The 14,964-nt window shown below is 60.8% G+C and carries 15 protein-coding genes; all 15 read right to left on the bottom strand.

The genetic code is table 11. The features are described 5' to 3' along the window. Positions 1–3: 3 nt before the first annotated feature. Entirely contained in the window at positions 4–831 is an 828-nt protein-coding gene (locus ACJ8PI_RS10775; protein ID WP_072269737.1) for a pesticin C-terminus-like muramidase, read from the bottom strand. Between the two features lie 70 nt (positions 832–901). Then, positions 902–1,384: an Hcp family type VI secretion system effector gene (locus ACJ8PI_RS10770; protein ID WP_004961372.1), complete on the bottom strand. Its 483-nt coding sequence runs from the start codon at positions 1,382–1,384 to the stop codon at positions 902–904. A gap of 195 nt (positions 1,385–1,579) precedes the next feature. Beyond that, complete coding sequence (locus ACJ8PI_RS10765) at positions 1,580–2,020, bottom strand: T6SS amidase immunity protein Tai4 family protein (RefSeq protein WP_033635027.1); 441 nt, start codon at positions 2,018–2,020, stop codon at positions 1,580–1,582. Further along, on the bottom strand, positions 2,017–2,523 hold the full coding sequence (locus tag ACJ8PI_RS10760) for a type VI secretion system amidase effector protein Tae4 (protein ID WP_164134333.1): 507 nt from the start codon (positions 2,521–2,523) through the stop codon (positions 2,017–2,019). The genes ACJ8PI_RS10765 and ACJ8PI_RS10760 overlap by 4 nt, the downstream gene beginning before the upstream one ends. Positions 2,524–2,580: 57 nt before the next feature. After that, on the bottom strand, positions 2,581–4,086 hold the full coding sequence (tssC, locus tag ACJ8PI_RS10755) for a type VI secretion system contractile sheath large subunit (RefSeq protein ID WP_016927259.1): 1,506 nt from the start codon (positions 4,084–4,086) through the stop codon (positions 2,581–2,583). A 3-nt stretch (positions 4,087–4,089) separates the two neighbouring features. Further along, positions 4,090–4,626 carry a type VI secretion system contractile sheath small subunit gene (gene tssB / locus ACJ8PI_RS10750; protein ID WP_033635026.1) on the bottom strand — a complete coding sequence of 179 codons (537 nt, stop codon included), beginning with the start codon at positions 4,624–4,626 and terminating at the stop codon, positions 4,090–4,092. A 121-nt stretch (positions 4,627–4,747) separates the two neighbouring features. Continuing rightward, a complete protein-coding gene (gene tssA, locus ACJ8PI_RS10745; RefSeq protein ID WP_164134334.1) occupies positions 4,748–5,779 on the bottom strand; it encodes a type VI secretion system protein TssA in 1,032 nt (343 codons plus the stop codon). A gap of 23 nt (positions 5,780–5,802) precedes the next feature. Continuing rightward, the gene (tagF, locus tag ACJ8PI_RS10740; RefSeq protein WP_033647808.1) at positions 5,803–6,522 is read right to left on the bottom strand and encodes a type VI secretion system-associated protein TagF; all 720 of its coding nucleotides are present in this window, start codon (positions 6,520–6,522) and stop codon (positions 5,803–5,805) included. 18 nt (positions 6,523–6,540) lie between these two features. Beyond that, entirely contained in the window at positions 6,541–10,176 is a 3,636-nt protein-coding gene (gene tssM, locus ACJ8PI_RS10735) for a type VI secretion system membrane subunit TssM (protein WP_033647806.1), read from the bottom strand. Further along, entirely contained in the window at positions 10,176–11,378 is a 1,203-nt protein-coding gene (locus ACJ8PI_RS10730) for a DotU family type VI secretion system protein (protein ID WP_049272050.1), read from the bottom strand. The genes tssM and ACJ8PI_RS10730 overlap by 1 nt, the downstream gene beginning before the upstream one ends. A 21-nt stretch (positions 11,379–11,399) precedes the next feature. Then, complete coding sequence (gene tssK / locus ACJ8PI_RS10725; RefSeq protein WP_033638522.1) at positions 11,400–12,746, bottom strand: type VI secretion system baseplate subunit TssK; 1,347 nt, start codon at positions 12,744–12,746, stop codon at positions 11,400–11,402. A gap of 40 nt (positions 12,747–12,786) precedes the next feature. Then, positions 12,787–13,317, bottom strand: a complete 531-nt coding sequence (gene tssJ / locus ACJ8PI_RS10720; protein WP_050595943.1) for a type VI secretion system lipoprotein TssJ — start codon at positions 13,315–13,317, stop codon at positions 12,787–12,789. Positions 13,318–13,346: 29 nt separating this feature from the next. Then, positions 13,347–13,847 (bottom strand): type VI secretion system accessory protein TagV, encoded by a 501-nt coding sequence (gene tagV / locus ACJ8PI_RS10715; RefSeq protein ID WP_033648134.1) that lies wholly within the window; start codon positions 13,845–13,847, stop codon positions 13,347–13,349. Positions 13,848–13,891: 44 nt separating this feature from the next. Further along, a complete protein-coding gene (locus tag ACJ8PI_RS10710) occupies positions 13,892–14,284 on the bottom strand; it encodes a DUF4150 domain-containing protein (RefSeq protein ID WP_004934933.1) in 393 nt (130 codons plus the stop codon). Positions 14,285–14,300: 16 nt separating this feature from the next. Further along, complete coding sequence (locus ACJ8PI_RS10705; protein ID WP_033653621.1) at positions 14,301–14,936, bottom strand: DUF3540 domain-containing protein; 636 nt, start codon at positions 14,934–14,936, stop codon at positions 14,301–14,303. Between the last annotated feature and the right edge of the window lie 28 nt (positions 14,937–14,964).

The following is a 14,964-nucleotide window of genomic DNA, read 5'->3' as shown; positions in this document are numbered from 1 at the left end:
TCCTTAGCGATAGTTTCCATTTAAATAGAGCTCGACTTCATAATTTCTTCTGTTTATCAGCCCTTTCATCACTTTTCCACCTGAGGTAATGGCACGTTTTATTTCTGTCATTGCATCAGATATTTTGCTCTGATTAATGAATGCTGCGACGTTGTTGAGTCGACCACCTGGATTATAAGCAAAGGAGACTAACGCATCAAACTCTTGTTGTGTGAGTGGAACAAGAATTTTATTCCTAACAGCTTTTTCATAGGCAGGTACTATAAATTTAAGTAGTTCCGTTTCCTGTGTGTCGGTTAAAACCACTAAATTGTGATTTTCTTTCGCGAAGTCTTTAGCTTGCTGATGATGTAACCCGGCGGCTGCACTGATTTTATCTGCAGTTGCGCTGTCTAATCCAATCGCGATCATGGTATTTTTTATTGATTCTATAGAGCGAGCTTTCATATCATAACCCGGCCCCAGAGTGACCCCGCTTGCACCGCCAGGCCAATGTAGGTGGTTACTTACTCCGCGCCATGCTTCAATATTAAAGATAAACCTTAAACCGCTTTGTGAAATGCCCATAGCTCCGGGGCCTTGACGACCTGCACTACCACCGATAGGAGGTTGTGGTGCTCGGGTTTCGACGTGTGAACCCAAGGCTAAGAATGTTTTTCTACCAGCGATGCCGTCAACATGCAGACCTTTTTTACGTTGCACTTTTTTTACTGCTAATTCAGTCTTTAGACCGAATATGCCATCAGGGTTAAGAATAGCCTCCTGTTTATTAAGCAATTCTTGCAATGATTTTACGTGATTTCCTCTGTCACCTTTTCTAATCGCTTTCATCATGATTTCCTTATCTAAAAAACATCGCTTGCCAAACCAACCTCCCCATAACGGGGAGGTTGTATAACAATTAAGCTTCGCGGTTTTCCTTGATGTTCCAACCTGCGCTGCTTTCGGCGCCTTTGCCGCCTTTGTCGCTCTGCTCCCAGTATTGCTGTTTCACTTTCGCCGCCTGGAAGGAGTAGGTGACGCCCACGGTGTCTTCGCCGCCTGCGCCGGTGTACTGCACGGCGGTGACCAGCACGTCGTCCAGGGTGATTTTAACGTACTCAACCTGAGTACCGCCCGCCTTGCAGACAGACAACTCAACCTTGGTCAGGTGCTTACCGCTGGAGCAGTGCTTCAGCAGCGCCGGGGTTGACTTGTCGACCAGCGCGTTAACGTGCAGATCGTTGAAGCACACTTTACCGGCGCCACCGCCGCCGCCAACGCCCATATTGCCCGGTTGAGAAGCGCCCCAGGAGAAAGAAGTAATGTCGGTCCAGCCTTTGTGATTCGAATCTTTAGATTCGCCGCTGGCACCTTCAACTTTCAGGAACATATCAATAGCCATAGTTTCTTCACTCTTTATTAAGGGTTAACAGTAGTATTAACGTTACGTTGAAAAACTCAGGTAATAGCAGCAGGAATTGCAAGTGTGGTAATGCATTACCAATTTATATCCTTGTGCCATGCACCTTATTAAATACCGAAAACTATCGGTACGGGTTACCGAGCCACTATTAAGTGCTAATGGCTCAATGCTTAATTATTTCGCGTTATCTTGATTCCACGTGCGATCTGGATTGCCTGCTATGAGCTGTCGGGAAAGCTTGTCCAATTCAGGGCTATGGTACAACCGCAGACAGTTCAAGGTGACGCCTTGACTCTTGTCTTTAGTTTCACTGTGAAACTCATTGATTCTGGATTTATATTTGTCGATGAGAACATTGATTTTCTCATCACCTGATTCGATATCGAATGGCATCCATTCTCTCATCGCATTCGCTGTTCTGGCTGCATCAAGAGAGAATGCTTTATCCGAATCGGAGACCTGTGCCAGGCAGCGTGACAATGCCAGTTCTTTTACGACCTGGTGATAAGGCATCTGTTTGATAAATGCCACCGGATCTTGAATGTCCTTGGCGAGCGATGACTGCGAGAGTCCCAACAAGGTAGTTGCCAATCCGATTGTGATTAACTTGTTCATGGCAACTCCCAAAAATTGGCTCGCGGAATAGAGTAATTGGTTCCGGGTTCATTGAAATAGCAATGATCTGAACAACTGGTTCCGTTCCAGAAAGTGGCGTGCCCGCCCGCATTTCCCCAACCTGATACTTCAAAAAGTATTAATCCTTTTTTGTTGGCCAGTTGCGTGACCGGTAATTGAGGGTAATTAACAATCATGTCAGGTTTTCCCCACGTTTTAGTCAGGTAGGGAATCAAATCCCGCACGCGGAAAAAGTACCATTTTTTATCTGCGCCTGAGACGGTGAACTGACCTATTCTGGGAACCGGATGGCCTGTGTAATTGAGCACGTAACTCATTCTTACGGCACAGCTGTTTTCCCAGCCACCTGATTCGGCGGGTATCTCAAAATTTCGTTTTACGGCACCGCCAATCGTATTTTTAACTTTTCCCAGAGGATCGTTTGGGTCGTAAATATTTTTAGCCGCAGTCCAGGCAGCCAGAAAACGGGGTCTTGTTCCCATGATTTACCTCCATGTTTTATTTATCAGGCCGCACTATCGCGGCCTGACTTCAGCCCATCAGGACGCGTCGTTTTGCTTCAGCGAAGGCAGCTTCGACACCAGGCGCAGGGAGACGGTCAGGCCTTCCAGCTGGTAGTGCGGGCGCAGGAAGAACTTGGCGCTGTAATAGCCCGGGTTGTCTTCGATCTCTTCCACCTGCACTTCCGCCGCGGCCAGCGGTTTGCGCGACTTGGTTTCCTGCGAGGAGTTGGCCGGATCGCCGTCCACGTAGTTCATGATCCAGTCGTTCAGCCAGCGTTCCATGTCGTCGCGCTCGCGGAAGGAGCCAATTTTGTCGCGCACGATGCACTTCAGGTAATGCGCGAAGCGGCAGCAGGCGAACAGGTACGGCAGGCGCGCGGAAAGCTGGGCGTTGGCGGAGGCGTCGGCATCGTAGTATTCCGCCGGCTTCTGCAGCGACTGCGCGCCGATAAAGGCGGCGAAGTCGGAGTTTTTGCGGTGCACCAGCGGCATAAAGCCGTTTTTGGCCAGCTCGGCTTCGCGGCGATCGCTGATGGCGATCTCGGTCGGGCACTTCATGTCCACGCCGCCGTCGTCGCTCGGGAAGGTGTGGCACGGCAGGTTTTCCACCGCGCCGCCGGATTCCACCCCGCGAATGGCGGTGCACCAGCCGAACTCTTTGAACGAACGGTTGATGTTGGCGGCCATGGCGTAGGCGGCGTTGGTCCAGGTGTAGTTGCCGTGGGTCGCGCCGTCGGTGTCTTCTTCGAAGTCAAACTCGTCCACCGGGTTGGTGCGGATGCCGTACGGCAGGCGCGCCAGGAAGCGCGGCATCACCAGGCCCAGGTAGCGTGCGTCTTCCGACTCGCGCAGGCTGCGCCAGGCAGCGTACTCGGTGTTCTGGAAAATTTTGGTCAGATCGCGCGGGTTGGAGAGCTCCTGCCAGGACTCCATCTGCATTACGCTTGGCGCGGTGCCGGCGATGAACGGGCAGTGCGAGGCGGCGCCGATCTTGGCCATTTCGCCCAGCAGCTCCACGTCCTGCGGGCTGTGATCGAAGTAGTAGTCGCCCACCAGGCAGCCGAACGGTTCGCCGCCGAACTGGCCATACTCTTCTTCGTAGACTTTCTTGAAGATCGGGCTCTGGTCCCAACCCACGCCTTTATAACGCTTCAGCGTGCGGCCTAGCTCCTGTTTGGAAATGCTCATGAAGCGGATCTTCAGCATCTCGTCGGTTTCGGAGTTGTTGACCAGATAATGCAGGCCGTGCCAGGCGCCTTCCAGCTTCTGGAAGTCGTCGTGGTGAATGATCTGGTTGATCTGCTGCGACAGCTTTTCGTCGATTTCCGCGATCAGCGCCTGGATGGTGCGGTAGGCGTCGGAAGAAACGGTGACGGTGTTTTCCAGCGCCTGCTGCGCCAGGGTTTTCACCGCGTTCTCGACCGCTTCTTTGGCCTGATCGGTCTTCGGCCGGAACTCTTTGTTCAGCAGCGCGCTGAATTCATCGCTGGAAAAAGTCTCGGTGGTCTGCAACGCATTTTGTTGCTGAGGCGAGTTGCTCATCGATTAATCCTCACGCTCGTTGTTTTCGTCGTTAACCGCCGGCTTCGGCGCGTCGGTCAGGGATTGCAGCAGCGCCGGGTTTTGCAGGATCTTGGAGATCAGCTCTTCGGCACCGTTCTTGCCGTCCATGTAGGACAGCAGGTTGGAAAGCTGGGTGCGGGCGTCCAGCAGATTGTCCAGCGCGTCGACCTTGCGGGCGATGGCGGCGGGGGAGAAGTCTTCCATGCTTTCGAAGGTCAGATCGATGTTCAGCTTGCCTTCGCCGGTCAGGGTGTTGTCGACCTGATAAGCGACGCGCGGCTTCAGCGATTTCATGCGCTCGTCGAAGTTGTCGACGTCGATCTCCATGAACTTGCGCTCTTCCACGCTGGCTTGCGGATCGACCGCTTTCCCCACCAGATCCGCCATCACGCCCATCACGAACGGCAGCTGGATTTTGCGCTCTGCGCCATAAATTTCGACATCGTATTCAATCTGTACGCGCGGCGCGCGGTTGCGGGCGATGAATTTCTGCCCGCTGCGGGATTTCGAGTTTGACATGATTTACTCCATCTAATGGCGATTGGGAACGCGCCTCGTCCGGCTGGGAGAGTCAGGTTCTGATTCGGGTCTGCGCAGGGGCAGACGGTATCGGATGCGTCAAGAGAACAAAGGTCGGCGGCTAGCTGTTCTCCTCGTTGTCGGGGCGACCGAGAATGGTCTCCAGTTGGTTAAGCCCATCGGGCGCCAAATCGCGGACGATTTGCATAAAGTCCAGCGTAATCAACCGCTGGACCCGATCGATCATCAGCGGCGCCGGGTGGCTCGGCTCATGAAGACGAAAATAGTTTTTCACCTTGTCCAGCATCAGCTGGGCGTCGTCGCGCGACTGGATCTGCGCGCTGCGCCAGTTGAGCGGGGCGGTGGCGCTCTGCACGGCGGCGGGTGGCTGCACGGCGGCGTCTTCCGGCGGGGCGTCGGGTTCGGCGGCGGCCGGGGCCTCGCTCTGGCCGGCGAGCGCCACCAGCGAAAAGACCTTGGTGAGCGCGCTCATTTCCGGCAGCGCGCTTTCCCCCAGATGACGGGTGACTTCGCTGCGTATGGCGGACAGGGTGTTGGCGATGCGCGCCACCAGGGCGCCTTCGGGGCGATCCTGCTGCGCCAGCTCATCCTGCAGCCGTGCGCGGCCGCCGGGAAAGTTGGGGCACTCCTGCTTGCTGCCGTCGAGCAGGGCGCCGGCATCGCGCAGCGAGATTTCACCGGCGGCGCTTTTCAGCAGCGGCGCGGCGCGCACGCTGGCGGCCAGCGCGGCTTTGTCGCCAAGGTCGGCCAGCGCGTTGATGCGAAACAGTGGGTCGGCCTCGCCGTCGAACTCCAGCGGCGGCTGCAGGGCGTCCCAGTAACGGGCCATCGACTGGTGGATCAGCGTCAGCCCGTCGGCGTAGCCCGGCAACCCGCGCAGCTGGGTCCAGGCGCGGGTGAGATACAGCATGACGCGCAGGTCTTTGGTGCGCGTCAGCAGCGAGGTCGCGAGGCGTTCGACCTGCACCCAATCCGGCGCTTCTTCCGGGATGATGGTGCTGCCGAACTGTTGTTCGGCCTTGCCGGTGGCGGCTTGTTCCATCGCCAGAAAGTCGGCGTCGTATTCCAGGTTGTCGCCGCAGGGATTGTCCGCGTCGACCGGGGTCAGCAGGGTATCGGTGTCGATAGCCATAAAATTTCCTTCAACGAGCGATGTTAATCAAACATTTGCGGGTACTGGCCGCCGCGGCCGGGGCGCGCCCAGCCGTTGGGCTCGAACAGCAGTGAAAACAGCTGCACGGTGAGGTTGCCGCTGTGCACGTGGGTGTAGAGCGGGTGTCCGTCGGCCTGATTGGTCCACCAGAAACTGGTGTACTGCGCCGGGTCGAAACAGTCGGCGGCCTGTTGCCAGCCGAGGCCCGGCACGTCCGGATGCTGGAAACCGATAATCGACAATATCTCGGAATCCGCTTCCGCCGGCGGGCTGGGCAGCGCCGGGATCGCCTGCAACGTGCGGTCGATCTGCTCGGCGGAGAAACCGTTGCGCACGCCGTTCAGCAGGGTATAACCGAGCTGTTGGTACCAGCTCGCCGCCATGTTCAGCTGTTGCGGCCGCCAATCCTGTTGGCTGAACAGGCGCAGCGCGCAGATCGGGTAGCGTCGCCCGACGCGATCGCGCGCCGGCAACAGGCAACCCATCTGCACGTACGGGCTGCCGAGCGTGGCGGGGATCACGAAGTTCCACACCGGTGCGTTGCTGAACGGGTGGCCGTTCGGCCCCTGCGCATCGCGCTGCAAATTCACCAGCCCGTTATGGAACCAGTGGGCCCAGTTGTTGACCACCGGATCGGGCAGGCGGCGTTGCAGGAAGTCGCCGGCGGAAGGGAGTTTGCCGTACCAGCCGATGCTCGTCGGGGCGCTTGAATCAGTGCTCATGGTCATGTCCTTTCGGGGCTACGGGCACGAGAAGGCCGGCAGTTGGAACGGATTGCGAATGCTGTTGGGCGTGAACTCCAGCGTGACGCGGTGGCCGTCAAGATTGAAGGTCGCCTGACGGCCGAGGCCGCCGGTGCCCGAAGACTGCGCCATATCCACCAGGCGGTTCAGCGCCCACGGCCCGCTGGTCACCAGGCTGGCGGTGGTGCCGTTGGCCAGCGCCAGCTGCAGATGCACCTGGTTGGTATTGCGGGTGCCCGGCCAGCTGACCACCAGCGGCACCTGCGGGCCGTGGCTGTATTTGAACAGCTGCCCGTCGATATCCAGCGTCAGGTTGAGAATGTCGTTATCCATCCGCACCGGCCGCACGGTCACGCGGTAAGAGGGCGTCGCGGTGCCGTTGGCGAAAAAGGCGTCGCGGATGCGCTGCGCCTGTTGGAACGAACGCAGGATGCCTTCGCCGCCGGGCAGCGTCTTGCCGTCCACGCCGGGGGTAAAGCGCCAGTTGGCGCGGGTGGTGTCGACCTTGCCCTGCAGGTTGTCGCGGAAGAAGCTGTCCATCAGCCCGCTGTTCGGCGCGAACATGCGCGCCAGATCGTCCGGCGTCACTTCCTGGCGCGCCCGGGCCACCAGCGGATAACGGCCGGCGATCGCCTGGCGGCAGAAACTGCCGACCTCGAAGCTGATGCGCTTTTTCACGTTCTCCATCTCTTTGCGCTGGGTGTCGCTGCTGGCGCCGATCGCCAGCGACAGCAGCATCTGTTTGAACGGCACCGGCAAGCGGCCGGATTCGGCCTGCAGACGCGGGATGATGTCGCTCGGTGGCGCCGACATGCCGCTGTTGGCCGCGCCCTGAACCGCCGTCAGATAGCTGTACAGCTCATCGACCTGCTTGAGCACGCTGTCGAAAGGGATCGCCTTATTGCCTTCGCCCTGGCTTTGCGCCAGCTCCAGCAGCGGCGCGAAGTGCGCCATCACCAGCTGTTCCGGCTGGGCGGATACGTCGCCGTCGGCGTTGGCCGGCCGGTTGGTGAACAGCGCTTCCAGCGTGCGGTTGGCGTTTTGATTCAGTCTGTCTTCGGTTTTGGCCAGCAGCGAGCGGGAGTCGGCGTCGCTTTTCTCGTCGCGCAGGGTGACGTTTTTGCTGACGTTGACCAGCAGGTTACGCATCGGCGACGGGTTGCCGGACAGCAGGCGTGCGCTGCTGATGCGCTGGGTCAGGTTGCCGATGTTGGCCAGCTGGATATCCCCCAGCAGCTCATCCCAGGCGCTGATGAAGTCCTGCATGTACAGCTGGCGAATGGTTTTGGTCAAATCAGCGCTCTTCTGCTCCGGCGTCTGGCTGTTCAACACCCAGACGTCTTCCTTGCGCAGGGTGTCGGTCACCGGATCGATGTTGTCGTTGAACGCTTTCCAATACCCCTGCGAGGTAAACAGGCCCGGCACGCCGTCGGTCACCGGTTTGCCGCTTTTGCGGCTGAACGCCAGCTCGGTCTGCGGGCCGGCCAAATCGACCAGGCTGACCGGCTTGATGTCGGTCTGCTTCAGCAGCAGGCGCTTGAGGCGGCCGTAGACGCGCTGCGACAGCGGCGCCCGGTTGATGGCGGCCTGCGCCTGCGCCACCAGCGGGTCGTCTTTGGCGTAAGGCGAGGCCTGGATCTGCGCATCCAGCAGCTGGCCCAGATGCCATTCGATCTGCTGCAGCTGTTTCTGGGTGCTGCCCTGCGGCAGGTTGCGCTGCAGGTTGAGCATCACCCAGGCGCGCAGGAATTTGCCGTCGTACTGCTTCGGCAGATACAGCATCTGGTAGGCCTTCAGCGCTTCGTAGCTGAAGTCCGCATCGCCGTGGTTGTCGTTGCGCAGCGTGGTGGCGATCTGTTGCGCCACCTGCGGCAGCAGCAGCTCTTTCAGCGCTTTTTGGTACAGCGCATTGCCGGCGTCGCTCACCTGATCGCCGCGGAACAGCCCCATGCGGTAGGTGAACGGCGGATCGTCCAGCGAAAAGTTTTGGCTGTCCGGCAGGTGCAGCAGGCTGTTGAGGAACGGCAGCAGCGAGAACATGTCGCCGTTGCCCAACTGCGTCAGGTTTTGCCCCTGGCGCTCGACGCCGGGCACCTTGGCGGCCACTTCCGCCAGATAGGCCTTGTTGTTGCCGTAGCTGGTGAACCAGAGCATCGCCAGCACCGCCAGGATCACCGCCAGCGCGATGTAACCCGCCCAGTGCAGGGCGCGGTTGCGGTATTCCCACCAGCGGTTGCTGCCCGCCAGCCCGGATTCCTGGAAGACCACCGATTCCAGCGTCTCTTTCAGGAAGAAGCTTTGGCCCTTGGCCGCCGGGATTGGCGCTTCCTGGCCCACGCTGTCCCAGGCCGCGTTGGCCTGCGCCCCTGAGTTTGCCGTCGGCAGCTGCAGATAGCGGTTCAGCTCGCCCATCACCCGGTCGAACGGCAGGCCTTCCTGGGTGCCGCTGGTGAAATAGATACCGCGCGGGGTAAAGCGGGTTTCAAAACTGGAGGTGGCGAACACCTGCTCCAGGTATTGGCCGAGCAGCGGGCGCAGCGCGGCGAACTCCTGCGGGAACAGGTAGCTTTCGGCGCGCTGGCGCGCGTCGTGCTCCATCAGCAGCGTATCAGGCAGCGCCGCGTCCAGCCGCTGTTGCAGCAGGGCGTATTGCTGTTCGAAAGCGGCGTTCAGGTTGAAGTCCGGCTGCCGCGAGCGCTCGTAAGGGAAGGTGAACCCCCAGATCTGGTCGCGCTGTGCTTTGTCGAAGCTGCCGAAGTAGGCCATAAAGCCGTTGAGCAGGTCGGTTTTGGTGACCAGCACATAGACCGGGAAGTGAATGCCCAGCTGTTCGTGCAGTTCGATCAGGCGTTTGCGCAGCGCGCTGGCCTGGGCGGCGCGCGCTTCGGCGCTGTCGCTCAGCAGATCGGCGACGCTGATGGTCACCATCACGCCGTTGATCGGCTGGCGGGTGCGGTATTTTTTCAGCAGCGCGACGAAGCTTTGCCACTCGCCGGCGTCTTCTTCGCGCTGGCTTTCCTGCGTGGTGTAGCGGCCGGCGGTGTCGAGCAGCACGGCGTCGTTGGTAAACCACCAGTCGCAGTTGCGGGTGCCGCCCACGCCGCGCAGCGCGGATTTGCCGAAGCGATCCGCCAGCGGGAAGTGCAGGCCGGAGTTGACCAGCGCGGTGGTCTTGCCGGCGCCGGGCGCGCCGATGATCACATACCACGGCAACTGGTACAGGTATTGGCGGCTGAAACGGGTCATCCAGCGGTGTTTGCCGTCGCCCTGGCCCGGTGTGAAGCGCGCCTTTTTCAGCAGCTGCGCCGCTTCGTCGAAGCGCTGCGCCAACTGATCGTCTTGTTTGACCTCGGGCTTGCCGTCTTCCGCCGGCACCGCTTCGGCGGCGCGCAGGTTGCTCAGCAGGCGGCTGTTGAACCAGGCGCTGTAGAGGCGCGGGATCAGGCGGCACAGGAACCAGATCAGGTAGATAACGCCGATGGCGATCTGGCGGTTGAGTTCCGGCTCCAGCGGGCGATAGTCGCCGATGGCCACCAGCGGGCCGATCATCCAGATGATGAACGCCAGCGCGGTGATGCCGACAAAGCCCCACAGCAGGCGGCTGGTGATGATGGAGAATAACGTACTGAGCATTACTTTCCGGTTCCTTGCGGCAAGCCGTTGATTTCCGCCTGGGTATTTTCCGGGGCGACCAACAGCGTAATTTCTACCCGGCGGTTCAACGCGCGGTTCACTTTGTTATCGTTCGGCGCGACGGGATTGCTTTCGCCGCGGCCCTCGGCCTTGACCCGCTGCGGGTTGGCGAGGTGCTTTTGCAACCGGGCGCTGACCGCTTCGGCGCGCGCCAGCGACAGCTCCCAGTTGGAGGCGAAACGGGCGCTGCGGATCGGCACGTTGTCGCTGTAGCCGGTGACCAGGATTTTGCCGCTGACGCCGTTCATGGCGGCGGCGATGCGGTCGATAACCGGAATATAGTTGGCGCGCACCGTGGTGGCGGCGGAGTCGAACAGCCCGTCGCCTTTGAGGATCACCACGCTTTGCTGCGCTTCGTCGCGCACCACCACCAGCCCTTCGGCGATCTCTTTGCGCAGGAAGCTTTTCAGGCTCAGCGTCGGCGGTGCGGCCGGCGCCGGGTTACCGATCGCCACCTGCGGCAGATTGGTTTGGTAAATCGCCGCCAGCACCGGGCTGGTGTTGTCGCCCAGCCGCCAGTTGAGGGCGATGAACAGCAGCGAAGCCAGGAAGCCGGTCAGCGCCACGCAGGCCCACAGCGGCACCAGCGGGCGCCACAGTTTCTGCTGTACCGGCAGATCCAGCGCATGGGGCGACAGCGGCGGGGCATAGCCGCCGCGCACCGACCGGATCAGCTGCAGCAGGCGCTGTTTCATGGTTTCCAGCTGCGAGCGGCCGTTTTCCATCACCCGGTAGCGGCCTTCAAAGCCCAGCAGCAGGCAATAATTGATCAGCTCCAGCAGGTTGATGTGCTCGCGCGGGCTTTGCGACAGCTTGGCCAGCAGCTGGAAGAATTTCTCGCCGCCCCAGGTTTCGTTATGGAAGGTCACCAGCAGCCCGCTGCCGGACCACACGCTGTTGCTGCCCCACGGGGTCAGCGCCGCCGCTTCATCCAGCGCGGTGCACAGGCAATAACGCGCGCCGATGATCACCTCGTACGGCAGGTTGGCGCGTTGGCCGCGGATCTCGAAGCGGCGCATTTCGTCGATCAGCTGTTGGCGCAGCTGCGCCGGGTTGGCGTGCGTGGCCGACTGGCGGATCTGCGAAATGGCGTTCAGCAGCGGGTTGGCGGCGTCCACCAGCGGGTTGGCCGCCGGCGCCATGCTATTTTCCTGAGTCATAGGTTACCGGTCCGTATGGCTGCGAATCGCCCAAAATTCCATGTCCAGCCCCGGGAATTCGCCCGCCAGGTGCAGAGCGAAGGCGCTGGATTTTTCCATCTGTTTCCACAGGTCGCCGCCTTTTTCCAGCTCGAAGTAGGTGTAGCCGGCGTGATAGGGGATCTGGCGCGGCGCGGCGGGCATGGTGCGCAAACCGATGCCTGGCAGCTGCAGCTGCACCAAATCGCGAATGCGCGTGACCGGGGCGATCTTCATCTGCGCCGGGAAATGGGTCAGCAACACCTCGGCGGCCACGTCGGCGCGCACCGCCAGCACGAAGCCGAAGTCGCGCATCATTTTGGCGTCCTGCACGGTGGCGACGTTCAGCCCGTGGGAGCGTTCGACCAGCGTCAGCTGAATGGCGTTGTCTTCCAGCACCACCGACAGCCCCTGGCGCAGCAACAGCATCAGCTTGCCGAAGCACAGCGCCAGGTTGTCGTGGTCATACACCGGCAGACGGCCTTCCGGGGTACGCTGCGCCGAGAAGCTGGCGAGCTCGGTGGCGAACTGCAGCCAATCGGCGAACAGGCGCTCCGGGTGCAGATGGTCAAGGTGGTAGGCGTGGCTCACCTGGCCGAGGTGGCGGTTGATCAGCTGCAGCAGCATGAAATCGACCATTTCGGAACTGCCGCCGCGGCCCGGCTGCAGCAGGCGCTGGCTCATCTGCTGGCTGCGCTGTTGCAGCAGGCCCTGCAGATCGTTGATGAAGGTTTTCAGTACCGGGTTGCCCTGGCAGTTCAGCATCGGTGGGATCTGCGCGGTATCGAGGCGCAGGCTGTTGTCGCCGCGTTTTTCCAGCACGCGGGTCACGCCGAGTGCCGTCCATTCGGCGTTGAGCTCGCTCTCCAGCATCAGCCGCAGGCGCAGGCGGCCAAACTGCAGCGCCGCGCTGCCCACCGAGACGGCGTTGAGATCGTCGACTTCATTCTCGTAAGCCAGATAGCGCGCCAGCGCCTCCGGGCTTTCCTGAAAGATCACGTCTTCACGCCCCGCGCGGTAGGTCGGCAGGGCCAGCACCACGTTTTCACCGGTCTTGTTTTCGGCGATGGTCAGCGGCGCGGGCGCCTGCTGGGCGCCGGCGAAGCGAAACGGCGTGCCGTCCGGCATGATGCCGCTGGCGGCGTTGAGGGCAATCTTGCCCTGGCGCAGCAGCGTTTGGTCCAGATCCAGGGTGAGGAAACCCCAGAAACAGCCGCTGTGGGCCTGGCCCCAGTTGCGCATGTAGCCTTCGAGATAGTTTTCCGCCTGCTGGAAATGGTGGGGGCGCAAAAACATCCCCTCCGTCCAGACAACCTTATGAGCATCTTTCATCATCACACCTATAGTTACTTCGCTTCAGCGCAGCGGTAGGTCAGTCGACCTTTTTTACGGGGCGCAGGCCACTCACGCCCGCGACGATATGCGCTTCCAGCTCATCCGGCGAGAATTGCCATACCTTATAGAAATTGGTTTCGGTGGGTTCCGGCAGCGGCAGTGAAAGGCGCCAGGTTTTGCCGTCCAGATTTTGATATTCGGCGATCACGCCGATGTAGCGCGCATCCAACGCGCTTTGCCCACCGAGTTTTTTGCCGCTTTGGCCCGGCGTCAGGAAGAACTGATCGCTGTCCAGCAGGCTGTTGCCGAGCACGCTTTTGGCGTCGTTTTGCAGACTGAAGAAGTCGGCATCCATGAATTCCGCATCCGAACGCAGCAGCAGCACGCGAATTTTTATCGGCGCCGGTTGCGCGCCGGCGGCGGCGTTGACCTGGCGATCGGCATCGAACACCAGGCTGTAACGCGACGGCACGCTTTTGGCGGAAGACATGCAGCCGCCGAGCGCCAACGCGCCCAGCAGCAAAAACAGCATCCCGCACCAGCGGGAAGCGATAGGGGTCGTCATCATGGGAATCTCGTCGCCCGCAGGCGTGCTGACTACTGGAGGATCCAGGTGGCTGAGCCGGCGTTTTTACACGCCTTGCTGTCGCCGCCGACTTTGACGCAGTCCTGTTTGGCGGCGCGCGCGCGGCGCGGCAGATCTTTGCGCAGCGTCGATTTGTAGCGCGCTTCCGGTACGCCGGCGTTGGCCTGGATGTAACCCACCAGGTCGCCGCCCCGGATGGCGGAGATCGCCAGCCAGTTGTTTTCCACTTCGCCCAGCGCGTAGAACGCGGCGGCGTTGTCCAGGCTGCCGACGGCGGTGCCGGTATAATTCGGGCTGCTCATGATGCTGGCGGCGTACAGGCTGCGGTACTCCTCACCGATCGGCTTGAACTGTTTCGGCGCGCTCACCGCGGCGCGGTGCTTTAGCGTGACGCCGTTGACCTCACTGCTGACGATGGCGTCGTTATTGAGCGCCGGCGGCGGCGGCGGCGGCGTGGAACAACCGGCAAGCGTCAGGGCGGTCAGCAGCGTCAGGGTAATCCGTGTTTTCACAATGTCCTCTTCTTGTTTAATGGCTGTGTAATAGGGCGCCGTCATCAGGGCGCAAGCAGCAACACTTTTAATTGGCTCGGCACGATGCGCATGCCGAGCGCGTTGGTGGAATTTTGCAGGCTGAGGCTGGTCAGCCGGGTGGCCGGGGTGCCTTTGAGCAGCACGGTAAAGGCGCCGGTCAGGTGGCGGGACGGCCCCATCACCGTCCCGGAGGCGACGCCGGTGGCCACGCCGGGGTTGTCGCCGTTGGTCAGCGGCGTCACCGTCGCCATGTTGTGCGCCGGGGTGCCGACGAACAGAATGTTGAACGCGTTCGGAATGGCGGTCGGCGCCAGGGCGATATCCGGGTAGGGCACCGGCACCGGCGCCGGGCTTGGCGTCAGACAGACGTCGGGAAACGCCAGGTCCACGCCGATCATTTGGCTGTTGGCAAACATAAAAGGCCTCCGCAGGTTATCCGACGTGGATTTGTTCCGAATCCAGCTTGGTGATGTCTTTTGAAGTAATGAGCGTGTTGCGGGCATGAATGCGGGCGTAATCTTCCGCCTGGTAATCCAGCTGCCCGGCGCGCACGTGCTCGGTCTGGCGCACTTTGCGGAACAGCGAATGGCTGATCTGGCTGACCGAATGCCACAGCGACTCGCAGCGTTTGCCGACCAGGCGGCTGATGCTGACGAAGGCCGACAGCTCTTCGCCGCTGTATTTCATCTTGTCGACCTGGCAGTCGCCGCTGTTGGCCTGCAGCGTCATGGCGTCGCCGCTCAGTTTCAGCGCCTGCGCACCGTGCAGCGACAGCGAGCCGCTCGGCGTTTCAATGTGCAGATCGCCTGCAACGCTCAGCCGCGCCGCGCTTTGCGGTTCCGCGCGCTCAAGGACGGCGATCGCCCACAGCTGGTGGCCGCAGCCGGCGACCAGCACGTTATCGCCGAGTGCCGGCGTCAGCAGGCAGCTCGCCGCCCGGCGGCAATGCCAGCCGCGGCCTTCGCACTCCACCACCAGACTGCCGTCCGGCAACAGGTTGACGACCTGGCCGGCGGCCTGCTGGGGCGGTGCGATGTTGACGGCGCGGGTTGTGTTGGCAACGCTCATGGTGATCCCCTCGTGAAGTGGTCAATGC

This window comes from Serratia sp. CY82433, assembly GCF_052166535.1.
Lineage (GTDB): Bacteria > Pseudomonadota > Gammaproteobacteria > Enterobacterales > Enterobacteriaceae > Serratia > Serratia sarumanii.
The sequence above is the reverse complement of the archived record's forward strand: the minus strand, read 5'-3'. Positions and strand labels throughout refer to the sequence as shown.